Origin of the sequence: Streptomyces sp. BPTC-684, assembly GCF_030028635.1 — a bacterium.
Classification (GTDB): Bacteria; Actinomycetota; Actinomycetes; order Streptomycetales; family Streptomycetaceae; genus Streptomyces; species Streptomyces noboritoensis.
On the sequence record NZ_CP124863.1, the window covers coordinates 6,468,120 to 6,493,925 of the forward strand.

The window sequence follows — 25,806 nt, forward strand, 5'->3', positions numbered from 1 at the left end:
CCTTGACGAGGCCGTGTGCGAGATGACGGAGAGGTCTGCGGGCGCGGTCAGCGCCAGACGGCGCTGAAGCTGTCGAGCTGGGCCCAGGTGATGGCGTTGGTGTCGCGTCCGCCGAACAGCCGCAGCGCGCCGTCGGTGCCGGCCTCGACCCGGGCGACGCAGTAGCCGCCGTTGTTGTTGCGCGGCACGTTGGCGCGGGCCGCCACGCTGGGGGTCAGCGTGTCGGGCAGCGTGCCGATGACCGCGTCGCCGTCGAAGGTGCCCTTGACTCCGCCGCTGAGCTGGAGCGTCGTGGTCCCGGCGATGCTGATGAGCCGGCCCTGGGGCGGGTTCTGGTCGGCGGTGACGCCCGAGGCGAGGGCGATCGGCTGCCAGTCGGTGAGCACCTTGACGCCGTCGACCTCCTGGGTGTCCGGGAGCGTCACGATGGTGCAGGTGCGCGGCCCGGGGTCCTCGCAGGCGAAGCCGAAGTGCAGGTTGGTCACGCCGTCCCGCACGTCCACGTGCATGCCCTCGGGCTCGCGCCACTCAAGCCCCGGCGCGGCGGTGATGAAGTGGTGGTCCAGGACGTTCCCGGTGGCCCACTCCATCGCGGTGATGTAGGTGTTGCCCGGCGGAGGGTTCCTGGTGGCGGTGCTGGACTCGCCGTTGAGCAGGTACAGCACGCCCTTGTGGGAGGTGTATCCCTGGAACACGCCCAGGTCCGTGGGCAGCGTGATGCGCTGGAGCGGCTCGAAGACACCCGCCGAGGCCTTGGCCAGGTCGTACCGCTCGACGTGCGTCCCGCCGTCGTAGAACCGCACCACGAGCTCGTTGGCGCTGCGGTCGATGGTGGGGGTGGCGAAGAGCGCGCCCGGCGTGGGGCGGTACGGCTTGGCGTGCAGCGAGGAGCCGTAGTCCAGGACCGTCCCCGACCGGAAGTCGAAGTTGGTGATGGAGGTGCCGAAGCCCTCGTTCTTGCTGTTGGGCTGCGACGCCGTCTCGGTCCACAGGCGGATGACGCCGCCCCGGTTCTCGACGCCGAGGTTGACGCCGTGGCCGAAGCCCCGCAGATACATGTATCCGGTGATCGCGCCCGCCCGGTTGAGGCGGGTCACGCACATGTCGCCGTTCTTGTTGCGGGTGTCGTAGTCGACCGCCGCGGACTCCCCGCTGAGGGTCAGGCCGCCCTGCATCAGCTGGAGCACGAAGAGGTCGCCCGACACCGGATCGGTGTTGAACGACTGCATCACGGTGCTGTTCTTGAGCGGGCGCCGGTGCAGCAGCTTGCCCACCGGTCCCGCGAGGTCTATCTGTCCTTCAATGGTGACGCTCAACGACGCCGCTCCTTCATGCACGTTTCGGTGCTGCCGTGATCGGAACGGCGACAGTTTCGCACGGGCGTTCCCGTGGTGGGAGCCGTGGTGCGCCGATCCGGTTCCGGCCGCTCGTTTGTCAGCCGGTCAGGGTGGCCTTGGAGCGCATCGCGAGGAAGTTGCTCCGGTAGGCGTCGTGGGTCGCGGCGCCCTCGACGCGCAGCAGCGCCTCGTCGTTCTCCCTCAGGGAGGACACGTCGAGGTTGTGGGATCCGGTGAAGGTCCACTCGGTGTCCGGGTGCCCCGCGTAGTTGCCCTCGACCAGCAGATACTTCGAGTGCACGAACAGGTCGTCCGCCTCGCTGTCGGGCGTGCCGTTGTCGAGGTGGAGCCGGTACGGCTTGATCCGCGCGTGGTTGCCGAGGGCCGCGAGCTGGCTCGTCGTGTTGTAAACGACCTCGATCCAGCAGTCCTGGTCGGCCAGCTGCCTCAGCTTGTTCGCCACCTCGGCGCGGGTGAAGGCGTACGCGGCGACGCGCACGACCGTCTTGTGGGAGGCGGACCCGACCGTCGTGTTGCCCGTGCACGACACGTTGTTCAGCACGTCGACCATGAGGTCGCCGGTCCGCTGCGGGAAGAAGTAGTACTTCTCGCCCCCGGACGTGGTGCCCTGCCGGTAGTAGTCGGCGTCGCGCTTCTCGGCGGCGAGGTCGTTGAAATACGCCGTGTACGCGGTGTAGAGGTCGGTGTTGCCCACCGAGGTGTAGGCGTTGTTCCAGAACCGGGAGGTGTTCGCCGGGGTCTGGTTGGCGGACGTCTGGATCACCACGTCCTCGGCGACTCCCGCGTCTCCCACCCGGGAGAAGAGGAAGAACTTGTTGTGGTTGATGTGGTTCTTGCTCGGGTCGAGCGTGGTGTCCGCGATGCACGCCCGGTCCTTCGGGCACACGTGGATCCAGGACGGCTGGGCCATGTCCGCGCCGAGGGCGGTCGCCAGCTGAGTGGCGGCCGTGGAGGTGGAGTACGCGTGGTCCAGGACGACCCGTACCTGCACGCCCCGGTCATGGGCGCGGATCAGCGCGTCGCTGTAGCCGGTGTCGGTCAGGGCGTACATGGCGGCGCGCAGCGTGCGCCCGCTCTGGGTGTTGTCGATCGCCCCGACGATGTGGTCCTTGATCGCGTTCTGCTCGGCCACCGTGCCCTGCGGGTCGTTGAAGACCGCGCCCGTCGTGGGCATCGGCGCCGGGTCCGCCACGGCGGCCGGGGACGGGACGAGCAACGCGGCCAGGAGGGACCCGGCGAGCAACGCCGCGGCACATATGCGTCTGATGTCTCTCACTCCTCGACAAAAGGTCGTCGACAAACGTCGTTGACAAAGGTGGTCGGCAAAGATCGTTCCTGCTGTGAGCAGGTGCACGATAGCCGCCCCGGCCCGGCTCCCCGACGGTGCCGGGTGAAATCGGTTGCCTCATGCGCCCTGTGTCTTACGTCACATGAGGCGCAGGCGTCACGTTGCTGCCGGTTTGCGCAATCTTGCGCCGAGGCCCTGCGTGAATCGGTCGAACGGCAGGTGAGGCCCCCGGTGTCGGGCGGGATGGGTCTACACCACCAGTGAGGGCAAGGGGCGAGCACACCGCTGCAAACGCATGTTCGCCGTCGGAACGCAAGTGCCCGCTGACCTTTCACGGGTCCGCGGTTGCACATTCCGGTGCCGCCGGGCGTCATCTGTTCGAAGGCGCGCGGCAGCGCCTTCCGGGGCCGTCGGGGGGCGGGACGGGCGGGCCCAGTCGTGCACCAGGAAGGAACCGGAAGTCTCGTGACGATCGATCAGGTAGGCGATGTGGTCCTGGCAGTTCTCGCGGTGCGGGTGTTCGGCCGCGACGCGGCCCTGTTACTGCGGCGCGCGGCAGCCGCGGGCGTACGGACGGGTGTGAGCGAGTTGCTGCGTACGGACGGAGAGGGAGACCGGTGAGCCAGGACCTCCCGCACCGCGCGCCGGGCAGACCCGCGATGACGAACCAGCAACTTCCGGTGGACTTCAGCGCGTTCCACCACATGCACCGGCCCGTCTATCTGCGCTGGGCGCAGACCATCCTCAACCACCGCGCGGACGCCGAGGAAGCCGTCGACGCCGCCTTCGAACAGCTCCTGATGATCTGGACCGCCGTCCTGTCGAAGGAGAACCCCGCCGCGTACGCCTGGAGCGTGCTGCGCAGTCGCACCCTCGACCTGGCCCGCGCCCGCAAACGGCGCCCGGCACTGCTGGAGGCGGCCGCCTTCGAGACCGTCGCCCTGACCCGGACCGCCGATCCCATCGGCCAGCTGGAGGAGAGCCTCGCCCTCTTCCACGCGGTACGCCAGCTGCCGCCCCGGCAGATGGACGTGATGCTCCTGCTCCACCTCCACGGCCTGACCCCCGCACAGGTCGGCGACCACCTCGGCATCACCGCGGCCGCCGTCCGCTCCACCGCCCGCCACGCCAAGCGCCGCCTGCGCCACACCCTCGGTCTCGCGGCCGAGCAGACCGAGGAGGGGCACGCTGATGACATCGCCCATTGACGGTGTGCTCGCCCGTGCCCGCCTGTCCCACCAGCCCTGCACCGAGGCCGACGTCGATGCCGCCGAACAGCGCCTCGCCGCCCGCGTCGCCGCTCCCGCGCCCACCGTTCCGGCCCGGACGGGCCGCTTCCCGCTGTCCGCCTGGCGGGCGCTCCTGGCCGAGCCGGGACCGCCGCTGGACGAGGTGTGCGCGGCCCAGGACCTCACCGTCGTCTGCGAGATGTTCGTCATCCACCCCGACGCGCTCGACGACCTCAAGCTCTTCTTCGCCCGCGCGCTGCCCGAGCCGGCCGGCGCCCGCATCCTGGGCTGCATGCTGCATCTGACCGGCCGCCCCGAATCCGCCCGGTTCTGGTGGCAGTACGCGGCCGGCGCGGGCGACGCGCCCGCCACGTTCTGCCTCGGCCTGCACCACCGCGCCCTGGGCGAACACCCCGAGGCCGACTGGTGGCACACCCAGACCGACACCCTCAGCGCCCACGGCGCGACCGTCGCGAACGTGGACCTGACCACCACGCTGCGCATCCTGCGCGCCCTGCGAACCGGACCGCTGCCGGTGCCCGACCTGGTCCACGCCGTCCTCGACTACATACCCGCCGCGCTCTCGTACGTCGACGACGACCTCGACCTGCCCCTGCCCGACCCCGACTTCACCGACCACATCACGGCCCTGACCACCCACGCGGCCACCACCGGCTCCCCCCGCACACCCCCCGGCCGCACCCCGGCCCCCCTACCGGAACGCCCTACCCACGGCCGCCCGACGTCCTTCACGAGGGGATGGCGGGTGGACACGGGGGAGCCGTGGCGGCAGGGCCCTTCGGGCAGGCCCTAGCCGACGCCGTCGAGGAAGGCGAGCACGCGCTGGGTGAGCAGCGCGGCCGCCTCCTCGGTGTACGAGGGCAAGCTGTCGTCGGCGAACAGGTGCTGCTTGCCGGGGTAGACGAACAGTTCGGCGTCCGGAGCCGACTCCACCAGGGCCCGGGCCGCCTCGATGTCACCCTCCTCCACGAAGAACGCGTCCCCGTCCATCCCGTGGATCTGGACCGGAACCCCCTGCGGCCACGCGTCGCCGAACTCCGTGACCGGGACGCAGGAGTGGAACAGCAGCGCGCCCTTCGCGCCGGGCCTCGTCTGGGCGAGGGACTGCGCGGGCAGCACGCCGAGGGAGAAGCCCGCGTAGACCAGTTCGGCGGGCAGCTCGTCGGCGGCCGCCCGCCCCCGCTCGATGATCGTGCCGAACCCCGTCTCCTGCACGTGGGCCACACCGTCCTCCAGGTCGTCGAAGACCCGTCCCTCGTACAGATCCGGGACGTGGACGGTGTGGCCCGCCGCTCTCAGCGTCTCCGCGAAGGCACGGACGCCGGAGGTCAGGCCCTGCGCGTGGTGGAACAGCAATACCTCGGCCATGTTTGTCCTTTCCCGCACGGAACCCGGGCGGCTCCATGGCATCGAGTATTGCCGCAGGCACTGACAATCGAGGTCGGCCGGATCAGCCGACGGGCTGAGGCCGCAAGGACGGCCGGGGCACGCGGGGCGCCGGAGCGGTCAGGCGGTCGGCTCCCGGCGGAACCGGGACCGCGGCGAAGATCGCGTCCTGCTGCGCCTGGAGCTCCTTGGCCCGCTCGGGGGTCGTGCTCGGGAGGCGCTGCTCCTCGTACAACTTGTGCGTGGCCTCCTGGGCGTACTTGCTCGCCGGGGTGTGGAACTGCACCTCGAAGAGGTGCTCCGAACGAGGTGCCCGCCAAGCCGAGTTGATGGCCTTGTAGCCCTTGGCGCGGCCCCAGGTGTTGGACCACTTGGTGTTGCCGTTGCCCCAGGTGGACAGCACGGAGGCGGCGAGCGCGACGCCCTCGGTGTAGCGGCCGTCGGGCCACTGGAGCGTGTAGCGCACCGAGTCGCTGATGCCGGCCAGCGCGTCGTTCACCTCCTGCCCCGGGTGGTCCAGCAGCGAGGTGGCGACCTTGCGCTTGAGCGAGTCCGCCGACTTGAGGCGGTGGTCGAACCCGATGAGTTCGGCGCCGCTGATGAAGGCGGCCGTCCTCACCTGGGGGCTGATGGAACGCTCGGCCTTCTTGGCCCGGTCGATGAAGGCGTCGACCTTGGCGTTGTCGGCGGCATTGAGCGACAGCCCGTCCCCCGTCCAACCGCCGTCGTCCAGCGACTCCTTGAATACGGGGGCGTTGACGGTGCGGGCCGTGCCCGCGCGCTCGACCGGGGGAGCTGCGGTCGCGCTCTGGATCGCGCCCACGCTCAGCGCGGCGGCCAGTGCGGCGGCGGTCGCGGCCCGTGAGACGGTACGACTGATGTTCATCGGTGCCTGGTGTTCCTCTCTCGGCGGCGACGTCCGCTGCCCGGGGGAGAGCCCCGGGCAGCGGACTGTCTCTGACGAGAGACCCAACAGGAGGAACCGGCGGCGAGTTGTCGCCTGGGCCCCGGCCGGGCGAATGCTGTCCTGATCACACCGCAGGAAGGCGTGATTCCGTATGTGCGCCCAGCCGCCGGGCTCAGCGGCCGAGAGCGGTGAGGTGCTGGTGGAGCGCCTCGTGCCCGTCGGCCGCCGGGTGCAGACCGTCGACGAGCAGGTCGGTCTTCCCGTGCAACGGCTCCCACATGTCGAGGAAGTCGATGTGGTTCTCCTGGCACCAGGTCCGTATGGACTCGCGCAGGGCCAGCGCCCGGGCCTCGGTGAAGAGCAGGCCTCCGTAGTCCCGGGTGCGCTCTTCGTCGAGCCAGCTCGGGCCCACGACGACGAGGCGCGCGTTGTGCGCGAGGGCGGTGGCGGCGAGTGAGCTGAGACCGTCCGCGATGCGCGCGAGTCCGTCGCGAGGAGGCTCTGAGGGCGAGAGGGGCTGGGCCGAGTCGTTGATCCCGGCGGCGACGAGAAGGGTGTCGGGCAGGCGAGGGGCCAGCAGCGCCGGTGTCTGCTCGCTGACCTCGGCCAGGGTGCTGCCCGGGATGGCCAGGTTGAAGACCCGGTGCTCGGCCTCGTTCCCGGCGATGTGGCCGGCCGCCAGCCGGGCCGCCCATCCTCCCCGCGGATCGCAGCGCCCGTACGCGATGCTGTCGCCCACGATCACGATCCGCGCCGCCGGGCGCAGCGGCTTCGCGTCGAGGTAGGCCCAGGCGCTCTCCCCGGAGGAGAGGCGCACCCGCCGGCGGACGTAGTCGTCGACTTCGTACGCGTCGGCCGCGGCGAGGTCCTGGTCGGTGAGACGCAGCACGGCGCCTTCGACCGCGGAGCCGTACTTGCGCTCCAGCGTCAGGTGTACGTCCAGACCGCTGGTGGCGATCACGGACTCGTCGGTGATGGCGATGGGCCTGGTCGTGTAGCCGGAGAGCGATGCCGCGGAAGTGGGCACGGCCCGGCCGAAGAGGGCGGTCTGGACCCGCTCGTCCATCAGCGTGCCGAAGGAGAAGAGGGCGTGAGGGCGTGAGGCGGTCACTTTGGGGTGCGGGGCCTTTCTTGAAGGGTTGATCAACATCACCCTAACGGGCGCCACGCCCGTAGGTTCCGGCGCTCCCGCTCCGCCCCGCGCGGTCGGCGGCCGAAGGCTGACCGGCCAGGTGGGTCTCGATACGGGCGGTGGCGCGCGCGTTGTCTTCGAAGAGGTGTCCGTGCATCCCGGCTTCCTGGGCGGCCTCGATGTTGGGTGCGAAGTCGTCGATGAAGAGGCAGTCCTGCGGTCGCACCCCCAAGCGGGCGCACGTCACCGCGAAGGACTGCGGGTCGGGCTTGGAGACGCCGATCTCGTGCGAGTAGACGATCTGCTCCACCAGCTCGTCGAAGCGGTACAGCTCGGTTTCCCGTTCGCGCGCGCCGACGAAGCTGTTGCTCAGGATGCCCAGGCGGCAGCGTCGGCGCAGCGTGCGCACGTACGCGATCAGCTCCTCGTTCGGCGTGCCCAGGTACTCGGCCCACAGGTCGCCCATGAAGGCCGCAGTGGACGGTGCGTCCAGGCGCAGGCGGCGTGCGACCTGCTCGTGCACCTCGCGCTCGGCGATGGCCCCGATGCTTCCCGCCTGCCAGACGTCTTCCAGGCGCTCCTCCACCGTGCCGGGAGGCAGCCCCAGCCGCTCTTCCCAGCGTGGCACCCACCCTGTATCCGGGGTGATCTCCAGGACGCCGCCGATGTCGAGAATGACGCAGCGCGAGTCCATCAGGGTCCCCCTCATTCGTCGTGTGGGCACACGGCACAGTCCCCTCACGTGCCTCTGCCCTTCACACACACTGTTGACCGGCGCCCCTGGGCCGGGTCAAGCAACCTCAGGGTCTGTGACAGTCCTGTTGAGGGCCGAGGCGGAGTCTCATGCAGTTGCGACATTCGGCTCGTGGTCCCGCCCACCACCCCCCTTTCACCCTCACGTCGGTATTCCTTAACGTGCCGGCCCCCCGCGCGGCGCCACCCGGGGCACACACTGATCCACATCCCGCGCGCAACGGTGACGACGACCCGTCCGCCGTGCCGTCGACCGGGGCTCGTCACCCACCCCGCCCCTTCGCTCAAGGACGCAAGGCCCGTGCCCGAAACCGTCACCCTCCGCGGCCGCACCATCCGGCTCGAGCCGCTCGCCGAACGTCATGTCGTGGCCCTGGTGCGAGCCGCCGCCGAGGACCGCAGCAGCTATGCCTTCACGCCCGTGCCCTGTGGGGTGGAGGCGGCGGAGCGGTACGTCGCCGACGCGCTGGCGGCCCGGGCGGCGGGGCGCGCGCTGCCGTTCGCCACGGTGCGGGTCGCGGACGGTCGGGTCGTGGGCTCGACGCGCTTCTGCGAGTTGGACTACTGGCAGGGGCCGGTGCTCTGGCCGCCGGTCCCGCGCGGCCCGCTGGGTCCCGTGCGCACCGCCATCCCCGACGCGGCGGAGATCGGCGGCACCTGGCTCTCCGCGTGCGCCCAGGGCACCGGCATCAACACCGAGGCCAAGCTGTTGATGCTGCGGCACGCCTTCGAGACCTGGGGCGTCCGGCGCGTCTCCCTGCGCGCCGACGCCCGCAACCTGCGCTCGCGCGCCGCGATCGAACGCCTCGGCGCGGCCCTCGACGGCGTACACCGGGCACACTCCCGTGGTCTGGACGGCATGGTCCGCAGTACGGCCTTCTACTCGATCCTCGACGAGGAGTGGCCACGGGTGCGGGAGCAGCTCGAACAGAGGGTTGGTGCGGCGCGCCCGAAGGCGACGGGCATGCGCTCGCTCGTCCCGGCGTGAGGGGAAGCGCTGCGGAAATGGTTTGACGCCCACCACCGTCCGGCGGTCGGATGGTGGCCCATGAGCACAGGGCAGATGCATCCCGGCCTGCACCCCATCGACGACGCACTGGTACGGCGGTTGGTCGCCGGGCAGTTCCCCCAGTGGGCGGGGCTGCCGGTGGTGCGTTTTCCGTCCGGTGGGACGGTCAACGCCATGTACCGGCTGGGCGACAGCATGGTCGTACGACTGCCGCTGGTGCGGGGCGGAGCCGTGGACGTGGCGATGGAGCAGGAGTGGCTGCCCCGCCTGGCGCCGCTGCTGCCCACGCCCGTCCCCGAGGTGCTCGGCGCCGGGGAGCCGGCCGAGGGGTATCCGTGGGCCTGGTCGGTGTACCGGTGGCTGGCGGGGGAGAACCCCGAGGCGGGGGCGCTGAGCGAACCCGTGCTGCTGGCCAGGGATCTGGCCGGGTTCGTGGCGGCGATGCGGAGCCTCACCCTGCCGGAGGCGCCGCCCGCCTACCGAGGCGGGCCGGTCGCCTCGCTCGACACGTCGACCCGTGCGGCGATCGAGGAACTGCGCGGCGTTCCGCAGGAGGGCGTCGACTGCGATGCCGCGGTCGCCGTATGGGAGGACGCGCTGCGTGCCCCGGTCTGGGACGGGCAGCCGGTGTGGCTGCACGCCGATCTGATGCCGGGCAATCTGCTCGTGGACGGCGGCAGGCTGACCTCGGTGATCGACTTCGGGTGCATGGGGGTGGGCGACCCCGCCTGCGACCTCTTCCCCGCCTGGAACCTGCTGCCCGCCGACGCGCGGAAGGTCTTCCGTGACGCGCTCGGCGTCGACGACGCCACCTGGGTCCGCGGCCGGGGACGGACGCTCTCGCAGGCGCTGATCGCCCTGCCCTACTACCGGAAGACCAACCCGGCGATGGCGAACAACGCCCGGCACGTGATCCGGGCGGTGCTCGGAGAGGGCTGAGCTGCGGACTCCATCAACTCCGAGGCGCAGAAGCCGTGTTGGCGGCCTTGCCGCTCCGGTGCGCCAGACGGTCCGCCGCACGCCGCCCCCGGCTCTCCAGCGGCAGCACCCCGGTCGCCGCGGCCAGCCCGAAGGGCGGCATGTCGGCGTATATGCACTCGTACGACCCCTCGGGCACGATGTACGCCTCGTGCCACAACCCTACGTGCCCGCGCATCTTCCCCTTGCGCTCCTTGCCGTTGAGGATCGCCCACGCGCGGTGGTGCAGCAGCTCGGGCGCGTGGGCGTACGCGTACAGCTTCTCCTTCGACTCCCAGTACTGGACCACGTAGTACGTACGCGGCGACGCCGTCAGCAGCACGCGGCCGAGCAGACCGCGGCTCCCGTCCCTGGCCAGTTCGTTGAGCTGCCGGAACATGGACAGGGCCACCGGAAACCACTGGTGCACCGCCCAGAAGTGGTTGATCCGCATTCCGATCAGCAGGACCACCGCGTCCCCCTCGACGGCCGCCGTGGTGCGGCCCAGGATCGGCTTGGCGAACATGTTGCCTCCAAAACCCCCGTTGGATAACGGAGTTATCCATGTGTTGTCCATTGGATAATGGCGTTGTCCGAGGAGAGGTGCAAGGGATGCGACTGGCCGAATTGAGCGAGCGGAGCGGCGTCTCCACGTCGATGATCAAGTACTACTTGCGGCAGGGCATGCTGGCGCCGGGCCGGAAGGTCGGCGCGACCACGGCCGACTACGACGAGAGCCATCTGCGCCGACTGCGTCTCGTACGTGCGTTGATCGAGGTCGGACGGCTTCCGGTGGCGACGGCCAAGGAAGTGCTCGGGCACGTCGACGACGACTCGCTGGGCCGGACGATCCGCCTGGGCGCCGCGATGTGGGCCCTGCCGCACGGGCCCGATCCGGACGACTCGGACGAGTTCGTGATCGCCGCCCGTCAGGAGGTCGACCGGCTGCTCGGGAACCTGGGGTGGACGACCGCCCGGGAGCTGGGCAGCCTGTCCCCCGACCACCGTGCGCTGGTGGTCGCGGTGGCCACGCTCAGACGGCTCGGCTTCACCTGGGACGCCGATCTGATGGAACCGTACGCCGAACTGATGCACCAAGTGGCCGTCCGCGACCTGGACTTCGTGGAGACCCAGCCCACCGACGCGGAGAAGGCCGAGAGCGCCGTGGCGGCCACGATCCTCTTCGAACCGGCACTGCGGGCGCTCCACCGCCTGGCCCAGGAGGAGGAGTCGGCCCGGCGGTACGGGTTGTAGAGCCGCCGCGTGCGTCACGCGGGCCGATGGTTAGAGTTCCCCGAGTTGTTGGTCGGTCCGGCTGAGGGGGAGAAGGTTGATGGCCGAGGTGCGGATTCGTGTCTCCGCGTACGCGCTCGTGGTGGAGGAGGGGCGGTTGCTGCTGGCCCGGCTTTCGGAGTCGTCACCGGTCTTCGCGCCGGGGCTGTGGCACCTGCCGGGTGGTGGGATCGACCCGGGCGAGCAGCCGGTGGAGGCCCTCGCGCGCGAACTCCGCGAAGAAACGGGACGCGAGCTCGCCGGTGCGCGGTTGGTCGACGCACGGACGTATGCGGTCAGCCGGGGCGGGGTGGACTGGCAGTTGACCGGGTTGTTCTATGCCGTTGAGCTCAAGAAGGACGGTGTGGTGGAGGTCGTCGAGCCCGACGGCTCCACCGACGCGGTGCAATGGATCGCGCTGTCGGAGCTACGGGACCCGATGCTTTCCCCGGCCGCCGTCGACGGGCTGCGCATGCTCGCCGACCGGGGCGTTTGACCGCCTCCTGGCACGGTGTTCCTCCGGGCGGGGTGGGGCGACCGAACCTGCCCCACCCCGTTTCCGTCAGCGCAGCACCGACGAGAAGTTGTCGAGCTGGATCCAGGTGACCGGGTCCGTGGTCTGCGGGCCGTAGACCATGACGCGGCCCGCCGTGTCGGCCTCCACGCGGGTGGCGTTGACGCCGAGGTGGTTGTTGCGCGGGCAGACACCGCGGGTCGTCTTCGGCGGGCGGATGGCCGCGGGGAGGGTGCCCAGCTGCGAGTCGCCGGTGAAGTTGCAGGTGAGCACGGAGCGCAGCTGGAGGAACTCGGTGCCCGCGATGCTCACCACCCGTGCCTGCGCGGGTGTGTCCGCGCCCGCGGAGACGCCCGTGGCCAGCGCGATGGCCGTCCAGTCCACGACGACCTGGACCCCGGTCGGGGCCGCGGCGGCGGGCGAGGCGGTGAGCAGCGGCACACCGACGGCCGCGGTGGGCACCGCGAGGGCCGTGGCGAGCAGGGAGCGGCGGCTGGTGGTGCGCGAGGGCATGGTCGATCCTCCGGATCGCGAGAGGTGGTGGGGGTGTGCCGTCATCGCCAGGCGGCCGAGACGCAGTCGAGGTCGATCCAGGAGATGGCGTTGTCCGCGGTGGCGCCGAACGCCCACAGCTCGCCGAGCTTGTTCGCCTCGACCCGGCACACCCCCACCCCGTAGTACATGTTGCGCGGCGCGTTCTGCCGCACGGGCCGCGTGGGCCAGAGCCGCTGCGGCAGCGTCGCGATCAGGGCGTCACCGGTGAGGCTGCACGTGAGAGTGCCGCGCAGTTGGAGATACGTGGTGTCCGCGAGGGCGACCAGTCGGCCGCGCGGAGCCTCGGCGCCCGCCTTGACCCCGGTGGCGAGGGTGAGGTTCTCCCAGTCGGACAGCACCTTCACCCCGTCGACCGCGGGCTGCGTCGGGTACCAGCCGACGGTGACGTTGCGCCGCCCGGTGGTGCCGGGGACGGTGTCGCTGAAGCCGAACAGCAGCCGGGTCTCACCGGTCTTCGGGTCCACCTCGACGGCCAGCCCCTCCGGCTCGCGCCGCTCCAGACCGTCGGCGCCGGTGACCACCTGCGAGTCGAGCTTCGTCTTCGAGTCCAGGGAGTACGACGTGATGTAGGCGGTCCCCGGGTAGGTCGTGACCGGGTCCTTCTTCCACTGGTAGACGTACAGGACGCCGTTGAGGGCGGTGTACCCCTGGAAGGTGAGTCCCGATTCCGCGCCCGCCGGCATCTCGAAGGTGCTGCCCACCTCCACCCACTCGCCCTGCGCCGCCTTGGCCAGGTCGTAGCGGGTGAAGCACCGCACAGTGCCCTTGAAGTAGACGATCGTCAGGGTGTTGTCGGCGAGGTCCACCGACGGGCCGGTGCTCCGTCCGCCCGGCGGGCAGAACTTCTTCGCGGCGGGCACGTCGGCCTGGTCGAGGGTGGCCCCGTCGACGAAGGGGAACCGGGTGACGGCCGTACCGAAGGCGTTGCTGACACCGTCATTGGGGTAGACCGGTCCGACCTCGGTCCACAGGTAGGTGTCGGCCCCGACCGGCTCGGCCCCCATCGAGATCCCGTGCCCGAAGCCCGTGAGGTACATGCTGCCCGTCAGCCGCCCGGTGTTCCGGTCGATGCGGTTGAGATACATGTTCCCGAGCGGCGTCTTGGCGGCGCTCTCCATCTGGAGCACGAAGACGTGCCCGTTCACCGGGTCGGAAGCGATCGCCTGCGGAGCGGGGTTCTTCGTCAACGGCACGGTCTGGATGAGCTTGCCGGTCACTCCGGACAAGTTGATCCCGTTTATGTCGGTAATGGCCATGGATTCCCCTTCTGTGGGGCGCGATCCGGCCCCACCGACCGAGATCGTACGCATGTGCCACACCGGGAAACGACCAGAGCGGCCGCGCTGTCGTAGGGCATACGACAGCGCGGCCGCCCAGGTGGGGACCGGTCCGGCCGGTCACCCCGTCAGTTGGTTTCGGGCGTCAGCGAGGCCCGCCCTTCCCTCCCTTGCCCTTGCCGCCCTTGTCGGGCTCCCCGCGCTTGTTGGTGAGCTTGACGGTGATGCCCGTGGACGCGTTGGCGGCGGTCACCTCGTGGGGGCCGCTGACGCGGTTCCGTGGCAGGACGTACCCCTCGGGCACGGCCGTCTCCTGGATGTAGTACGAGCCGAGGGGCAGGTCCGCGAAGTCGCACCGGCCCGCGTTCCCGGTCGCGCAGCCGGGGCCGACCGGGGTGTCGGGGCTGGAGCCCGAGGTCTGCAGCCCGGGGGTCCCGTTGGTCTCGTGCCACAGCCGGAACACCGCCCCCGCGAGCGGCTTGCGGGTCTCGGCGTCCGTCTTCTGGACGGTGATGGATCCCTTCGGCTCGACGTGCCGACGGTTGGTCGCGGTCACCGTGACGCCCTGGCAGGCGTTGTCGGCGGTGAGGACGAGCGGGCCGAAATACGCGGGGGAGGGCAGGTCGTAGCCGTCCGGGGCCTTGCTCTCCACCCAGTAGTACGTGCCCAGCGGGACGGTCCGCTTGCAGGCCCCGTCGTCGCCGGTCGTACAAGGGGCGCCCTGGACGGTGTCCGGGGCGGTGCCCGAGGTCTGCAGCCCGGGCATCCCGTTGGTCTCCCGCCACAGCTCGAAGACCGCCCCGGCGAGCGGCTTGTCGGTGGCGTGGTCCGTCTTGAAGACCGTCACCTCGCCCTCCGTCGGCGCGGTGCCGCAGTCGGGCAGGTTCCCGTCGAAGGGGTAGTTGTGGAACTCCTGGCCACCGCCGCCCGACGGCGGGCTGGTGTGGGTGAGCGAACCGGTCGTGAAGAAGCGCCCGTTGATGCCGGGCACACTCACCGTCGCCTCGGAGGCCTGGTTGCCGATCAGTACGCTGCCCTGGAACTGGCCGGTGCCCTTGAAGCCGACCGAGGTCGCGTCGGGGAAGTTCCACAGCAGTCGGCTGCGCAGCTGGTTGAACGGGCTGGAGTCGTCGATCGTGCCGCTGTAGGTGGTGATGGTCCGGTTGGTGCCGAGCACATTGACCAGCACGGTCGCCCCGGCGGGAATACGTGCGAACCGGATGCCCTCCTGGCCGCCGCTCGCGCTCTGCATGTCGAAGTCGACGGTGAACACCTGGAGCATGGAGGTGCCGTCACCGGTGAACAGGGTCTCCCCGCCCGCGTGCACGGCCGTCCCGGTGGGCGTACGGGTGACGCCGCCGGGGTACGCGTAGCACTTGCTGGCGTCGGTGAGCTGCCCGCGCAGCGCGGTGTACGGCTTGGCCGCGTCCGGGTCCTGGACGGTGCTCTGGGACTGGATGGTCCCGGTGGCGGAGCCCGCGTGGCGTACGACGCCGTGCTCGGCGAGCAGCCGCTGCCCGGCCGCGACAGTGACATTGCCGCCGGTGGTCAGCCAGTCCGCGCCGACCGGCGGCGCGACCCGCGAGCCGACCCCGGCCTCGCCGACGTTGTAGATGCCGCTGACACCCGCGGCCTTGTGCTGGTCGAAGGTGCCGAGCACGACGACCCGGCCCTCGGCTTCGGCGGCCTTCTCCCGTACGCGGAAGTCACCGCCCACGTATACGTTGATGCCGTTGTCGCGGTACAGGATGGGGCCGTTGTGGATGGGCGGGTAGCCGTCGGGGGGACAGTTTCCCGGCACGCACGGGCCGAGCCCGCCGGGTAGAGGCGCGGCGGCCAGGGCGGCGGCCTGGGGCGACGCCTGCCCGCCGGGCAGGGCCGTCGCCGTCGCGGGGAGCGCGGCCACGGACAGTACGGCCGCGGTCAGCAGGGGTCTGAGGGATCTCGCGCCGGGACGGGCCAGGGAGAGACGGAACACCGGAACAACCAGCTCCTCGAAAGTGGGTTGATCCCCCCTCCGGCCCAGGCTCACACACCCCCTGCCACGGCCGGGCGACCCGGCGGGTGTCGCAGGTGAAGACCACCGCAAAGGACCATCGGCGCACCTGGCTGGCTGGTCAGGGGTTCGGCTACACGTCGTCCCAGGCCACCGAGCTCATCTTCCAGCCGTCAGGCGTGCGGACGAACTGGGTGGTCTTGTGGCCGGAGCCCTCGAACCACTCGCCGCCCAGGAAACCGGATTTGCGGTACTCGCTGAACCGGTGCGCGATCGAACCGAAGATCTCGGTCCGCTCGGCCACCTCCCATTCGGAGAACTCCGTCAGCGTCCCGTCGGTGAGGATCTTCTCCCGGGGCTCGATGAACGCGTCGAGGTCGTAGACCACGAGCTTGCCCCCGACGTTGCTGATGATCATCCCCTGCGGGATGAACACCTCGCGGATGACGTCGACGTCGGGCCGGGTGCCTCCGGTGTTGGTGAACGCCCCGAGGAAGGTGCGTATCAACTGGTCGAGCTCGGCTTTGACGTCGGACACGGCTGTCCCTCCCCCGGTGAATGCCTGGCGCTTGATCGTCGCGTACGGCCGGTGCATCGGCAAGCCCCGGGCGACGCGGTGAAGCGGTCTCCTGATGTCCTCCCGGCCTATACGATCTTCGGTGTACGAGTGTCAGGAAGGCCGGGGCACTGACCAAGTCGCCGGGGAACAGGGGTACTTCTCATATGGCTGGAATCACGATCGCGCGTTCGGTGACCACGCTCGCGGCCACCGCGGCGCTGCTGGCCGGGAGCGCCGTGGGCGCGTCCGCCGCGCAGGGCCCGGCCGAGCCGGACGTGTCGGGGGTGCGCGCCGCTCTGCAGCGCGTGGTGGACGCGGGGGCGCCGGGCGCCTTCGCGGTGATCCGCGACCACGGCGACTCCGAGCGCGGCCGGACGCTGACCCTGGGCAAGGCCGACCTCGGCGGTACGCCCATGAACGCGGGCCTGCGTTTCCGCGTGGGCAGCAACTCCAAGATGTTCACCTCGGTCCTGGTGATGCGCCTCGCCGAACAGGGGCGCATCGACCTGGACAAGCCGCTGCGCGACTACCTGCCCGCCGGGACGCTGCCCGAGAGCTGGTCGATCACCGCACGCCAGGTCATGGAGCACCGCGCCGGTGTGTACGACCACACCAACGACCTCCTGGAACAGAGTGGGGAGGAGACCACCGCGGCGTTCGAGAAGCGCATCCGGAACAACGTCTACGAGCCCAAGGACCTCGTGGCGATGTCGGTGAAGCACGGTCTCCAGTACACCCCGGGTACGGCGTACGCGTATTCGAACACCGACTTCGTGCTGATGGGCCTGGCCGCCGAGCACCTGACCGGGCGCCCCTACGCCGAGCTGCTGCGCGAGCAGATCTTCAAGCCGCTGAAGCTGCGTCAGACGACCTTCACCGTGCCCGAGAAGACCATCGCGGGTCCGCACGTCACCGGCTATCTGACCAACGACGACCGCAGCAAGCCGCTGCTCGACTCGACCGAGCAGACCGCGTCCTGGGTCTGGAGCGCGGGCGGCGTGGTCTCCTCCGCCCGCGACCTCGACCGCTTCATGACCGCACTGCTCGCCGGGAGCTCCGGCGGGCTGGTCTCCGACGAGTCGCTGCGGCAGATGACGAGCGTGCTCCCCACCAGCACGGCGAAGATCAGCTACGGCCTGGGGATCAGGGAGATCGCGCTCTCCTGCGGCAAGGTGCTCGGCCACGGCGGAATCGTCCAGGGCTACCAGACGCAGACGTTCTCCACCAAGGACGGAAAGCGCACGGTCGTCCTCTTCGCGAACGCCTCCAACAACGGCGCGGTCACCAGCGGTTTGACGAACACGCTGGAGCCCGCGTTCTGCGGCAAGGCACCCACCGCGCCCGCGCCGCGCAGCTCGATCACCGGCAACGGCAACGCGGACCGGGCCGACAACCGCTGGATTCCCACCGTGGAGGACACCCGCATCTGAGGTGACCCGTGCGTGGAAGGGCGCCCGCTGACGGTGGCGGGCGCCCGCGCTCACTACCGTACGAAGTACTTGTCACGACGTGCCGGGGACGCGTGGTCAGGCTGCCGGGAGCTGGTCGTACGTCTTGAAGGTGTAGTACGCCGTGTACGTGATCCGGCTTTCTCCGGTCTCGGCGGGCAGGCCGAAGCGGTGGTTCACCAACTGGGTGAGCGGGCCGCAGTCGGCGGCGGCCGGAACGGTCAGGGTCTGGTCGTACGCGTTGAAGCGGACCAGCGGCGGGTTCTTCGACAGCCAGGTGCTGGGGCCGTCCTTCTGGAGGTGGAGCGCGACCGGGCGGGCGTCCGTGCCGATGGTGCACCGCTCGCCGAGCAGCGGCGAGACGAGCCGGAACTTCAGGTCCAGGGCGCCCTTGTCGGTGCCGGTGCCCAGGAAGTCCGCGTAACCGCCGTACTCGGGCCGGATGGCCAGGCCGAGGAGCGGGTTGCGGCCGGCCGGGTCCGCGGTCCGGCCCAGCAGGCCGCCGGGCACCGGGGTCGCGTCGGCCCGCAGCGTCCCGAAGACCTGCCCGGACGTGCCGTCCGGCAGGGGCCCTTCGGCATGTGTCAGGGTGATCGGCTTCATGTCCGGGACGGAGATCCCGCCGAGCTTGACGTGCGAGTAGCCGACGGTCACCTCGCAGCGCCACTTGCTCCGGTCGACGCCGGCGGGGAGGTCGGTGGGGCAGTCGCCGTAGTCGACGTGCGAGAACACGTCCGGGGCGGGGTCGGCCGCGCCTTGAGCGAGGGCCGGGGCCTGCGCGGCCGTGGCGAGGAGGGCGACGGCGGCGGCGACCGTCCCGACTCCGGCTGCGGCACGGCCCGTTCGACGGTTACGGGCCACTGGCTTCGTCTTGTTCGTCTTCATGCCGCCGATCCTGGCGGCCGCCCGGCCCCCGATCATCGGGGACGACCCTGACTCGGCCCGAAGGCGCCCCTGAGGAGCCGTCAGGGGCTTCGTCGCGCGACCGCCCCTGTCTCAGCCGCGCACGCCGCTCCCGAACACCCCGGCGGCGGTGAAGGCCAGCCCGGCGAAGCGCTCGCCGATGTGGCGGTGGGTGGCCGCGTCCGGGTGGAGCTCGTCGGGCAGCGGGAGTCGGACGGCGTCGGCCTCGCCGTAGAGGGCACGGCCGTCGAGGTGGTGCAGGTGCGGGTCCTCGGCCGCCCGCTGCTCCACGATCCGGGCCAGCTCGTCCCGGATGACGCCCAGGGTCAGCTTCCCGCTCGCGCGTTCCGCCGGGTCGCCCATGGCCTTGAACCGCAGGCGTCCGGCACCGAGGGTCGTGACGTCCAGGGCGCTGGGGCCGGGCGTGTCCTCGTGGATGGGGCACAGGAGGGGCGAGACGACCAGAATGGGTGTGTCGGGGTGGCCTTCGCGGATGGTGTCCAGGAAGCCGTGCACGGCGGGACCGAAGGCGCGCAGGCGCATCAGGTCGGTGTTGACCACATTGATCCCGATCTTGACGCTGATCAAGTCGGCCGGGGTGTCCCGCAGGGCGCGGGCGGTGAACGGGTCGAGCAGCGCGCTGCCGCCCAGGCCCAGGTTGATCAGCTCGACACCGCCGAGGGAGGCGGCGAGCGCGGGCCAGGTGGTCGAGGGGCTGGCGGCGTCGGAGCCGTGGCTGATCGAACTGCCGTGGTGCAGCCACACCTTGCGGCCCCGGTCCGGCGCGGGGGCTATCGGGGCGTCGGTGCGCAGGGCGACGAGCTCGGTGGTCTCGTTGTGCGGCAGCCAGATCTCGACGTCCTTGGGGGCGTCGGGCAGGCCGGTGAAGCGGAGGGTGCCGGGCTGTCCGGGCCGGTGCTCGACGGAGCCGGCGGTCATGTCGATGGTCAGGGTGTTGCCGCCCGCCGCACTGGCCTGCCCGGCCAGGGTGCCGTCGACGACCAGGTCGTACACGCCGTCCGGGCGGGGCGGGGCGCCCACGTAGACCCGCTTGGTGGGCAGGGTGTCCAGCTCGATCGCGGTGGCACCGGTGCGGAAGACCAGTCGTACGCCGGAGGGCTGGGACTCGGCCATCGCGAGCTGCCCGTCCGTGTTCTGGGCACGGGCCCGGGCGGGGAGCCGGTGCGGCAGCACGCCGTGCTCGGTGCGTTCCAGGTCGAGGGCGCCCCGCAGGAGGTCGGCGGTGACGGGGGTGGTGATCCAGTCGTACTGGGTGTGCATGGACCCTACTTGGTCTTCGGAGTGGCTGGGTTGATCGGTTCGGGAGTGCGCCATGGAGGCGTCCGGGGCGGGGTTACTGCGCGGGCCAGTTCCGCAGCAGGGCGTCCAGGGCGTCCAGGATCCGCGTCCAGGTCTGCTGGGTGTCGGGGGCGCTGTGGCTGAAGCCGCCGCCGAGCTCCAGGGTGATGTAGCCGTGGAAGACGCTGCCGAGCATCCGGACCGCGTGCGTCTGGTCGGGTTCGCTCAGGTCGTAGCCGCGCAGGATGGCCCGGGTCATCTGGGCGTGCCTGCGGCCCGCGCCTGCGGCCGCCGCTTCCGGGGTGAGCCTCAGCCGGGTCGCGGCGTAGCGGCCGGGGTGTTCGCGCGCGTAGTCGCGGTAGACGTTCGCCAGAGCGGCCAGGGCGTCCTTGCCCGCGCGCCCGGCCAGCGCGGCGGCGCCCCGGTCGGCGAGCTCCTCCAGGGCGAGGAGCGCGATCCGCGTCTTGAGGTCCTGGGAGTTCTTGACGTGCGAGTACAGGCTCGCGACCTTGACGTCGAACCGCCGGGCCAGCGCCGAGACGGTCACCTGTTCGAAGCCGACCTCGTCGGCCAGTTCCGCCCCGGCCCGGGTCAGGCGTTCCGTGCTCAGCCCTACGCGTCCCATCGTCTCCCTCTCGCTCGCCTGAACCGATTATGCGTTTGCCTAACACCTTTAGGCAAACTAGCCTCACCCATATGAAGCAGCTGACTGAAAAAGAGATCCGTGCCGCGTTCGTGAACTGCAGCAAGGGCGAGGCCAAGCGCCTGTCCGTCCCGCGTGACCTGGCCGACCATCCCTGGGACGACCTGGACTACTTCGGCTGGCGAGATCCCCAGGCCCCTGGCCGGGCCTATTTGGTCGCCGAGCTGGAGGGCACCGTCAGGGCCCTCGTCCTGCGGAGCCCCGGCCACACCTCCGGGCAGGCCCGCCGCAGCATGTGCTCGATATGCCTGACGACCCACGACGGCGGCGTCTCCCTGATGGTCGCGCCGAAGGCGGGCAAGGCGGGGCAGCAAGGGAACTCGGTGGGCATCTACGTCTGCAGCGACCTCGCCTGTTCGCTGTACGTACGGGGCAAGCGGGACGTGGGCGCCGGCGCGCGGCTCCACGAGACGATCACTTTGGAGGAGAAGATCCAGCGGACCGTGGCGAACCTCGCCGCGTTCGCCGCCAAGGTGACGGCGGTCTGACCGACGGGCGCCTCCGTCAGGCCGCCGGCTGCGGCCGGAAGGTGCGGCGGTACGCCTGGGGGCTGACGCCGATGGCGCGGTGCAGGCGCTGGCGCAGGGAGGCGCCGGTGGCGGGGACGGGGTGCTGGATGTACTCCGCCTGGCCGCCGTCGCGCCAGGGCGGCACCACGCAGGAGCGGGCGACCTCGTTGGCGACGCGGCTGCCGTGGTGTTCCCTCTCGAACGGGCCGCCGATGCCCACGAGTTGGGGCGAGAGGGGCCGTACCACCGGGAAGATCGTCCTGACCGTCACCCCGGCGCCGGACGCCCGCGAGGTCCCCCCTTCGGGCGATGCCCCGGACAACGCGTCACGGTGAGGGCGGGGCCGGGGAGCCATGTCGGCTTCAGGCCGCCTCGGATGGGGCTGACGGCGTCCGGGACACGTGTGTTCCGCCGGTGTGTGCCGTCGTGCGGCACCCGGAATGACGCGATGCGTACGGCAACCGACCGGGTCGATGGATAAAAGGGGCGCGATTGTCACCCGCCCCGACGGCATTTGTCGCCGGATTTCCGGAACGTTGAACGGGTGGGAAGTGGCCACAGTGTGGGAAATCAGTCGGTGCGCGAACGGCACGGTGGCCGCCGTCGGGCGGGGCCGCTTAGGATCACCGACGCGGACCGTGCACCGACGCGCGGCCCGCGTGTTGCCCGAGGGCAACGGGAGAACCGCGGGGGAAAAGTGGGGGAGTGGGAATGGTGACGCGCGAGCGCGTATGCGTCAATTCTTTATCGCCTTCGCCCATCGGCGAGATACGGCATCTGCACACCCTGGGCCCGACCGGCACCAATCTGGAAGCTGCGGCCCACGAATGGTTCCGGCGGCAAGGGCTCGATGGCGAGGGGCGGGTGACCCTGCACGCGACCCTCGAATACGCGATGGAGACCGTGCCCAGAAACGGTGAGCACGCCCTCGTCGCCTGTGCCGTCTATCCGGAGCTGCACACGCTGGTCTTCGGCAACCTGCGGGTTTGCCGCATGGTGGACTCCTTCGTGTGGCCCACCCACGAGATGGTGCTCGCCGTCGCGCCGGGCGGGCACGGCGAGCCGCGCACCGTGGCCACCCACCCGGCGCCCGCCGGTCTCGTACCACCGGCGAGCGAACGGCAGTTGGTGACCAGCAACGCCCAGGCGGCCATCGACTGCGCCGACGGCAAGACCGAGGGGTGCGTCACCACCGTCGTCGCGGCGAAGGCCCACGGCCTGCGGGTGCTGCGCAGCTTCGGCGAGGTGCCGATGGTCTACACCGTGCACCACGTGCGGGAGGACGCTCCGTGACCGGAACGCCCCACACGCACCGCCTACAGGACGACATGCTCGGCGAGGCGGAACGGCTCGGCCAAGGGCTCCTGCCCCGGATCGACGCCTTCCGCGCCCGCCAGCGCGACGACGGCACAATCCCCGAGCCGGGCGAGGAGGACCGACGCGGCCTCCTGGCGATCAAGGACGAGGCCGTCGGCTGGTTCGCCGGGCACGGCAGGGCGGGCCAGGCCGACGCGCTGGCCGCCGACATCGACGGCTGGCTGGCCGCCGGACTCGACACGCCGCCGCACTTCGCCCGCAGCCGCGACGCCCTGACCGCCCCGGCCGACGGCGACTGGGCGGCGTTCCTCGCCCCCGTGCAGTCCACCAACAGCGTTCCGCCGGTCGGCAGGCGGCTGGAGTTCTTCCTCGTCCGCCGCAAGGAGCCCGACGCGCTGCCCGACCTGGCCCTGCGCTATCCGCACCCCAAGAACAACTGCCAGGCCACCGTGCTGCTCGCGGGCAGCGAAGGGCTGACCAAAGGCAACTGCATCGTCTTCTTCCCGGAGAACGTCGCGGCCCACGACAAGGTGGCCGAACAGGCTTACGCGATCTTCTTCTTCAGTAAATTCCGCAGGATTCACGAGACGTACGCGGTGCCGTCCGCGCGGGCCGTCCTCACCCCGGATTCCGTTCCGCGCGCCTCGACCGGAATGGACCCGGAGGTCTGTTACCAGGCGCGTTCCCTCTGGGGTTATCTGCACGACTACTTCCACCACCAGGGGCAGTGGCCGCTCGACCGGCACATCAAACTCAAGATGAATTGGTTCATCGGCCTCCTCGAAGAGCTGAAGGTCGACGCCAAGACCGTGCTCGCCTGCCACGACGGCGCCGTTCCGTACGCCGACGAACAGATCGCCATGATCCTGCTGGAGCGGATGTTCCGCTATCCGCTCGACGCCCGCGCGGTCCGCAACTTCGACGCGGGCACCGGGGTGTTCCTCTACTCGTGGCTGCGCGAACGCCGTGCCCTCGCCGACCACGGCGGGCGCCTGTCGCTGTCGTACGACCGCGTCCTCGACGGACTGCGCGAACTGGTGGACACGATCGAGGCGATGGAAACCGCGGTCACCACGCCCGAGGAGTACCGCGCGGCGGCCAGGGAACTGGTACGAACACAGCTGCGCCAGGGCGCCGAAGGCGACCGCTACGCGTTCACGGACGATCAGCTGACGCTCGTGCGCGCACGGGACCGACTGGCGTCCCTGCCCCCCCTGCACTTCGCGCCTGCCGAGGTGTGAGCAAGCCATCGAGAGCTGAGGAGACGAGCGACATGGACACCCACGCCACGGGGGACGAGGGCCGCGACGACGGCCGGGCGCTGGACCGGGCCGCCATGGAGGCCGCGGTGCGCCTGTATTTCGAGGCGTGCAACAAGGTCGACCGCGACCTGTTCGCCCAGTGCCTCTCCGAGCACGTCGTGCACTACCTGGCCGCGGGGATGTCCGGCCCCATCGAGGGCATCGACCCGGTCGTGGAGCGCTGGGGCGCCGATGTACGCGCCAACGACTCCCACTGGGCCGTGGACGCCGTCTGCGCGGACGCGCACAGCCGTACCGCCGTCTGCGAGTGGACCGCCTTCAAGCCGCGTCTGGGCAAGGTGCTGCGCGGCGCGGAGGTCTACCGCTTCGACGCCTCGGGCCTGATCGACGAGGTCCGCATCTACTACGCGTCCCGGCGCGACGACTCCGTCCCGGTCAACGAGCTGGAGGGCTTCCCCTACGCGGAACGGGGCTTCGCCACGTGAGCGACGCGAACCACGCGCCCGCCGGGCCCCCGCTCGACGACCGGGACGGCGCCATCTGGCTCGACGGACAGCTCGTGCCCTGGCGCGAGGCCCGTCTGCACGTCCTCAGCCACGGGCTGCACTACGGCGGCAGCGTCTTCGAGGGCGAACGCGTCTACGGCGGCCGGGTCTTCAAGCTCCACGAGCACAGCCTCCGCCTGGTCGCCTCGGCCCGCGAGATGGGCTTCGCACTGCCCTGGAACGCCGAGGAGCTGGACGCCGCCACCCGCGAGGTCGTGGCCGTCGCGGGCCTGGCCGAGGGCTATGTCCGCCCGGTCGCCTGGCGCGGCAGCGACACCCTGCGCCTGGTCGCGCCGGGCAACTCGGTCCACGTGGCCATCGCGGCGTGGCCCTGGCCGCAGGTCTTCGCCTCCGGGCCGCGCGGGATCCGGCTGCGCACCTCGCGCTGGCGGCGCCCCGCGCCCGACACCGCACCGGTCCGCGCCAAGACCGCGGCCCTGTACGCCCTCGGCTCCCTCGCCGGACAGGAGGCGGAGGAGGCGGGCAGCGACGACGCGCTGCTCCTCGACCACCGGGGCCGGCTCGCCGAGGCCACCGGCGCCAATCTGTTCCTGGTGGTCGACGGCGCCCTGCACACCCCGCCGCCGGAGTGCGTCCTGGACGGCATCACCCGCCGTACCGTCATCGCGCTCGCCCACGAGCTCGGCCTGAAGACCGTCGAGCGGCATCTGGAACCGGCCGAACTGGCCCGCGCCGACGAGGTGTTCCTGACCGGCACGGCGTACGAGGTCCAGCCGGTCACCGCCGTCGACGCACTGGAGTACCCGATCGGCGAGGTGACGACCGCGCTGGTGCGGGCGTACGCGCGGACCGTGCGGGAGCCCCGCCCGACCTCGACGAGCGGGGCAACCCCGACCGTGGCGAGCGAGAGCGGATGACCGGCACCGAATCCGAGCCCACCCGTCCCGCCACGCGCACCGGGCGGCGCGAGGCCTGGGCCGCGGGCGCCAGAGCGGCCGTGCCGTTCACCGTGGCGATCTTCGCGTTCGGCATCTCCTTCGGCGTCCTCGCCAAGGGCGCGGGCTTCGGCGCCATCGGCGCGACCTCGATGTCCGGCCTGGTCTTCGTCGGCTCCTCGCAGTTCGCCGCCGTCTCCGTGATCGTCAACGGCGGCGGCTGGGCGGCCGCTGCCGTGGCGGGCACCCTGCTGAACCTGCGCTATCTGGTGATGGGCTTCGCCATCCTGCCCGCGCTGCGCGGCGGCCGGGCCCGCCGCGCGGTCGAGTCCCAGCTGGTCATCGAGGAGTCCTGGGCCATCGCGAGCGACGCGGACGGACGCTTCGACCGGATCCGCCTGCTCTCCTCGGGCGTGGTGCTCTGGCTCGGCTGGGTCCTGGGCACGCTGCTGGGGGCCATCGGCCCGTTCAAGGCGGTCGACGTCCTCAACTACGGCCTGGACGCCGTCTCGCCGGTCCTCTTCTTCCTCCTGCTGGCGCCCCACCTGGGCACCGCCCGCAAGCGGACGGCCGCCGCCACCGCGGCCGTGTGCGCCGCGGCCCTCACCGCGGCCGGGCTCCCCGACGCGGCCATCGCCGTGGCCTGTCTGATCGCCGTCGCCTGGACGGCGAAGTCCCGATGACCCGTGCGGTGCAAGCGAAGGGGGCCCG

The 25,806-nt window shown here is 71.0% G+C and carries 28 protein-coding genes and 1 pseudogene; 14 read left to right on the top strand and 15 right to left on the bottom strand.

Going from position 1 to position 25,806, the window contains the following annotated elements; genetic code table 11:
* Positions 1 to 47: 47 nt before the first annotated feature.
* Both QIY60_RS28860 and QIY60_RS28865 read right to left on the bottom strand, forming a co-directional pair.
* Positions 48 to 1,316, bottom strand: a complete 1,269-nt coding sequence (locus QIY60_RS28860) for a hypothetical protein (protein ID WP_283145100.1) — start codon at positions 1,314 to 1,316, stop codon at positions 48 to 50.
* A gap of 118 nt (positions 1,317 to 1,434) precedes the next feature.
* Positions 1,435 to 2,601 carry a phospholipase D-like domain-containing protein gene (locus tag QIY60_RS28865; RefSeq protein WP_283145101.1) on the bottom strand — a complete coding sequence of 389 codons (1,167 nt, stop codon included), beginning with the start codon at positions 2,599 to 2,601 and terminating at the stop codon, positions 1,435 to 1,437.
* A 510-nt stretch (positions 2,602 to 3,111) separates the two neighbouring features.
* Here QIY60_RS28865 and QIY60_RS28870 point away from each other — a divergent pair.
* The 3 genes from QIY60_RS28870 to QIY60_RS28880 are packed head-to-tail and all read left to right on the top strand — an operon-like array spanning position 3,112 to position 4,689.
* The gene (locus tag QIY60_RS28870) at positions 3,112 to 3,267 is read left to right on the top strand and encodes a hypothetical protein (protein WP_283145102.1); all 156 of its coding nucleotides are present in this window, start codon (positions 3,112 to 3,114) and stop codon (positions 3,265 to 3,267) included.
* Positions 3,264 to 3,854 carry a sigma-70 family RNA polymerase sigma factor gene (locus tag QIY60_RS28875; protein ID WP_349253962.1) on the top strand — a complete coding sequence of 197 codons (591 nt, stop codon included), beginning with the start codon at positions 3,264 to 3,266 and terminating at the stop codon, positions 3,852 to 3,854. Before QIY60_RS28870 ends, QIY60_RS28875 begins: the two co-directional genes overlap by 4 nt.
* Entirely contained in the window at positions 3,838 to 4,689 is an 852-nt protein-coding gene (locus QIY60_RS28880; RefSeq protein WP_283145103.1) for a hypothetical protein, read from the top strand. Before QIY60_RS28875 ends, QIY60_RS28880 begins: the two co-directional genes overlap by 17 nt.
* Here the strand turns inward: QIY60_RS28880 and QIY60_RS28885 are convergent.
* The 4 genes from QIY60_RS28885 to QIY60_RS28900 all read right to left on the bottom strand — a co-directional run bounded on the left by QIY60_RS28885 (position 4,686) and on the right by QIY60_RS28900 (position 8,015).
* Positions 4,686 to 5,264 (bottom strand): dienelactone hydrolase family protein, encoded by a 579-nt coding sequence (locus tag QIY60_RS28885; protein ID WP_283145104.1) that lies wholly within the window; start codon positions 5,262 to 5,264, stop codon positions 4,686 to 4,688. The two genes, QIY60_RS28880 and QIY60_RS28885, sit on opposite strands and share 4 nt — an antisense overlap.
* A gap of 82 nt (positions 5,265 to 5,346) precedes the next feature.
* A complete protein-coding gene (locus QIY60_RS28890) occupies positions 5,347 to 6,168 on the bottom strand; it encodes an ATP nucleotide 3'-pyrophosphokinase (RefSeq protein ID WP_283145105.1) in 822 nt (273 codons plus the stop codon).
* A gap of 193 nt (positions 6,169 to 6,361) precedes the next feature.
* On the bottom strand, positions 6,362 to 7,300 hold the full coding sequence (locus QIY60_RS28895; protein ID WP_283145106.1) for a GDSL-type esterase/lipase family protein: 939 nt from the start codon (positions 7,298 to 7,300) through the stop codon (positions 6,362 to 6,364).
* Between the two features lie 43 nt (positions 7,301 to 7,343).
* Positions 7,344 to 8,015, bottom strand: a complete 672-nt coding sequence (locus QIY60_RS28900; protein WP_283145107.1) for an HAD family phosphatase — start codon at positions 8,013 to 8,015, stop codon at positions 7,344 to 7,346.
* Positions 8,016 to 8,375: 360 nt separating this feature from the next.
* Here QIY60_RS28900 and QIY60_RS28905 point away from each other — a divergent pair, with 360 nt between their 5' ends.
* Both QIY60_RS28905 and QIY60_RS28910 read left to right on the top strand, forming a co-directional pair.
* Entirely contained in the window at positions 8,376 to 9,062 is a 687-nt protein-coding gene (locus QIY60_RS28905; protein ID WP_283145108.1) for a GNAT family protein, read from the top strand.
* Positions 9,063 to 9,122: 60 nt separating this feature from the next.
* Entirely contained in the window at positions 9,123 to 10,022 is a 900-nt protein-coding gene (locus QIY60_RS28910) for an aminoglycoside phosphotransferase family protein (RefSeq protein WP_283145109.1), read from the top strand.
* Between the two features lie 13 nt (positions 10,023 to 10,035).
* Here the strand turns inward: QIY60_RS28910 and QIY60_RS28915 are convergent, their stop codons facing one another.
* Entirely contained in the window at positions 10,036 to 10,566 is a 531-nt protein-coding gene (locus tag QIY60_RS28915) for a DUF4188 domain-containing protein (RefSeq protein ID WP_283145110.1), read from the bottom strand.
* An 86-nt stretch (positions 10,567 to 10,652) separates the two neighbouring features.
* On the opposite strand from QIY60_RS28915, the gene QIY60_RS28920 reads away from it, so the two are divergent.
* Both QIY60_RS28920 and QIY60_RS28925 read left to right on the top strand, forming a co-directional pair.
* Positions 10,653 to 11,294 (top strand): MerR family transcriptional regulator, encoded by a 642-nt coding sequence (locus tag QIY60_RS28920; RefSeq protein WP_283145111.1) that lies wholly within the window; start codon positions 10,653 to 10,655, stop codon positions 11,292 to 11,294.
* Between the two features lie 79 nt (positions 11,295 to 11,373).
* Positions 11,374 to 11,808, top strand: a complete 435-nt coding sequence (locus QIY60_RS28925; RefSeq protein WP_283145112.1) for an NUDIX domain-containing protein — start codon at positions 11,374 to 11,376, stop codon at positions 11,806 to 11,808.
* 66 nt (positions 11,809 to 11,874) lie between these two features.
* Here the strand turns inward: QIY60_RS28925 and QIY60_RS28930 are convergent, their stop codons facing one another.
* The 4 genes from QIY60_RS28930 to QIY60_RS28945 form a co-directional block, all read right to left on the bottom strand.
* Positions 11,875 to 12,339 (bottom strand): hypothetical protein, encoded by a 465-nt coding sequence (locus QIY60_RS28930; RefSeq protein WP_283145113.1) that lies wholly within the window; start codon positions 12,337 to 12,339, stop codon positions 11,875 to 11,877.
* Positions 12,340 to 12,380: 41 nt separating this feature from the next.
* A complete protein-coding gene (locus QIY60_RS28935; RefSeq protein WP_283145114.1) occupies positions 12,381 to 13,637 on the bottom strand; it encodes a hypothetical protein in 1,257 nt (418 codons plus the stop codon).
* A 166-nt stretch (positions 13,638 to 13,803) separates the two neighbouring features.
* On the bottom strand, positions 13,804 to 15,636 hold the full coding sequence (locus QIY60_RS28940) for a choice-of-anchor A family protein (RefSeq protein WP_283145115.1): 1,833 nt from the start codon (positions 15,634 to 15,636) through the stop codon (positions 13,804 to 13,806).
* Positions 15,637 to 15,787: 151 nt separating this feature from the next.
* Positions 15,788 to 16,192, bottom strand: coding sequence for a DUF4440 domain-containing protein (locus tag QIY60_RS28945; RefSeq protein ID WP_283145116.1), 405 nt, complete (start codon positions 16,190 to 16,192; stop codon positions 15,788 to 15,790).
* A 185-nt stretch (positions 16,193 to 16,377) separates the two neighbouring features.
* Between QIY60_RS28945 and QIY60_RS28950 the strand changes: the two genes are divergently transcribed.
* Entirely contained in the window at positions 16,378 to 17,643 is a 1,266-nt protein-coding gene (locus QIY60_RS28950; protein ID WP_283145117.1) for a serine hydrolase domain-containing protein, read from the top strand.
* 96 nt (positions 17,644 to 17,739) lie between these two features.
* Here the strand turns inward: QIY60_RS28950 and QIY60_RS28955 are convergent, their stop codons facing one another.
* From QIY60_RS28955 to QIY60_RS28965, 3 genes are all read right to left on the bottom strand, one after another.
* Positions 17,740 to 18,546 (bottom strand): hypothetical protein, encoded by an 807-nt coding sequence (locus QIY60_RS28955; RefSeq protein WP_283145118.1) that lies wholly within the window; start codon positions 18,544 to 18,546, stop codon positions 17,740 to 17,742.
* Between the two features lie 111 nt (positions 18,547 to 18,657).
* Positions 18,658 to 19,845 (bottom strand): GDSL-type esterase/lipase family protein, encoded by a 1,188-nt coding sequence (locus QIY60_RS28960; protein ID WP_283145119.1) that lies wholly within the window; start codon positions 19,843 to 19,845, stop codon positions 18,658 to 18,660.
* A 73-nt stretch (positions 19,846 to 19,918) separates the two neighbouring features.
* The gene (locus tag QIY60_RS28965) at positions 19,919 to 20,488 is read right to left on the bottom strand and encodes a TetR/AcrR family transcriptional regulator (RefSeq protein ID WP_283145120.1); all 570 of its coding nucleotides are present in this window, start codon (positions 20,486 to 20,488) and stop codon (positions 19,919 to 19,921) included.
* Positions 20,489 to 20,559: 71 nt separating this feature from the next.
* Here QIY60_RS28965 and QIY60_RS28970 point away from each other — a divergent pair, with 71 nt between their 5' ends.
* On the top strand, positions 20,560 to 21,054 hold the full coding sequence (locus tag QIY60_RS28970) for an FBP domain-containing protein (RefSeq protein ID WP_283145121.1): 495 nt from the start codon (positions 20,560 to 20,562) through the stop codon (positions 21,052 to 21,054).
* 16 nt (positions 21,055 to 21,070) lie between these two features.
* On the opposite strand, the pseudogene QIY60_RS28975 reads toward QIY60_RS28970, so the two are convergent.
* Positions 21,071 to 21,262, bottom strand: a pseudogene (locus QIY60_RS28975) (AraC family transcriptional regulator); the annotation flags it as partial.
* A 524-nt stretch (positions 21,263 to 21,786) separates the two neighbouring features.
* Here QIY60_RS28975 and QIY60_RS28980 point away from each other — a divergent pair.
* From QIY60_RS28980 to QIY60_RS29000, 5 genes are read left to right on the top strand one after another with little or no spacing between them, the layout of a single operon-like run.
* Positions 21,787 to 22,368, top strand: coding sequence for a bacilysin biosynthesis protein BacA (locus tag QIY60_RS28980; protein WP_283145122.1), 582 nt, complete (start codon positions 21,787 to 21,789; stop codon positions 22,366 to 22,368).
* On the top strand, positions 22,365 to 23,633 hold the full coding sequence (locus tag QIY60_RS28985; RefSeq protein ID WP_283145123.1) for a DUF6421 family protein: 1,269 nt from the start codon (positions 22,365 to 22,367) through the stop codon (positions 23,631 to 23,633). Before QIY60_RS28980 ends, QIY60_RS28985 begins: the two co-directional genes overlap by 4 nt.
* Positions 23,634 to 23,665: 32 nt before the next feature.
* Positions 23,666 to 24,139: a nuclear transport factor 2 family protein gene (locus QIY60_RS28990; protein ID WP_283145124.1), complete on the top strand. Its 474-nt coding sequence runs from the start codon at positions 23,666 to 23,668 to the stop codon at positions 24,137 to 24,139.
* Positions 24,136 to 25,077, top strand: a complete 942-nt coding sequence (locus tag QIY60_RS28995) for a branched-chain amino acid transaminase (protein WP_283145125.1) — start codon at positions 24,136 to 24,138, stop codon at positions 25,075 to 25,077. Before QIY60_RS28990 ends, QIY60_RS28995 begins: the two co-directional genes overlap by 4 nt.
* Positions 25,074 to 25,778, top strand: coding sequence for an AzlC family ABC transporter permease (locus tag QIY60_RS29000; protein ID WP_283145126.1), 705 nt, complete (start codon positions 25,074 to 25,076; stop codon positions 25,776 to 25,778). The genes QIY60_RS28995 and QIY60_RS29000 overlap by 4 nt, the downstream gene beginning before the upstream one ends.
* The last annotated feature ends 28 nt before the right edge of the window (positions 25,779 to 25,806 follow it).

What these genes read in the sequence shown, in the direction of transcription:
- QIY60_RS28925 (WP_283145112.1), top strand. Translation starts at nt 11,374, where the DNA reads ATGGCCGAGGTGCGGATTCGTGTCTCCGCGTACGCGCTCGTGGTGGAG.
- QIY60_RS28885 (WP_283145104.1), bottom strand. Translation starts at nt 5,264, where the DNA reads ATGGCCGAGGTATTGCTGTTCCACCACGCGCAGGGCCTGACCTCCGGC.
- QIY60_RS28955 (WP_283145118.1), bottom strand. Translation starts at nt 18,546, where the DNA reads ATGAAGACGAACAAGACGAAGCCAGTGGCCCGTAACCGTCGAACGGGC.
- QIY60_RS29000 (WP_283145126.1), top strand. Translation starts at nt 25,074, where the DNA reads ATGACCGGCACCGAATCCGAGCCCACCCGTCCCGCCACGCGCACCGGG.
- QIY60_RS28990 (WP_283145124.1), top strand. Translation starts at nt 23,666, where the DNA reads ATGGACACCCACGCCACGGGGGACGAGGGCCGCGACGACGGCCGGGCG.
- QIY60_RS28930 (WP_283145113.1), bottom strand. Translation starts at nt 12,339, where the DNA reads ATGCCCTCGCGCACCACCAGCCGCCGCTCCCTGCTCGCCACGGCCCTC.
- QIY60_RS28920 (WP_283145111.1), top strand. Translation starts at nt 10,653, where the DNA reads ATGCGACTGGCCGAATTGAGCGAGCGGAGCGGCGTCTCCACGTCGATG.
- QIY60_RS28900 (WP_283145107.1), bottom strand. Translation starts at nt 8,015, where the DNA reads ATGGACTCGCGCTGCGTCATTCTCGACATCGGCGGCGTCCTGGAGATC.
- QIY60_RS28960 (WP_283145119.1), bottom strand. Translation starts at nt 19,845, where the DNA reads ATGCACACCCAGTACGACTGGATCACCACCCCCGTCACCGCCGACCTC.
- QIY60_RS28970 (WP_283145121.1), top strand. Translation starts at nt 20,560, where the DNA reads ATGAAGCAGCTGACTGAAAAAGAGATCCGTGCCGCGTTCGTGAACTGC.
- QIY60_RS28915 (WP_283145110.1), bottom strand. Translation starts at nt 10,566, where the DNA reads ATGTTCGCCAAGCCGATCCTGGGCCGCACCACGGCGGCCGTCGAGGGG.
- QIY60_RS28935 (WP_283145114.1), bottom strand. Translation starts at nt 13,637, where the DNA reads ATGGCCATTACCGACATAAACGGGATCAACTTGTCCGGAGTGACCGGC.
- QIY60_RS28880 (WP_283145103.1), top strand. Translation starts at nt 3,838, where the DNA reads ATGACATCGCCCATTGACGGTGTGCTCGCCCGTGCCCGCCTGTCCCAC.
- QIY60_RS28950 (WP_283145117.1), top strand. Translation starts at nt 16,378, where the DNA reads ATGGCTGGAATCACGATCGCGCGTTCGGTGACCACGCTCGCGGCCACC.
- QIY60_RS28980 (WP_283145122.1), top strand. Translation starts at nt 21,787, where the DNA reads ATGGTGACGCGCGAGCGCGTATGCGTCAATTCTTTATCGCCTTCGCCC.
- QIY60_RS28965 (WP_283145120.1), bottom strand. Translation starts at nt 20,488, where the DNA reads ATGGGACGCGTAGGGCTGAGCACGGAACGCCTGACCCGGGCCGGGGCG.
- QIY60_RS28890 (WP_283145105.1), bottom strand. Translation starts at nt 6,168, where the DNA reads ATGAACATCAGTCGTACCGTCTCACGGGCCGCGACCGCCGCCGCACTG.
- QIY60_RS28910 (WP_283145109.1), top strand. Translation starts at nt 9,123, where the DNA reads ATGAGCACAGGGCAGATGCATCCCGGCCTGCACCCCATCGACGACGCA.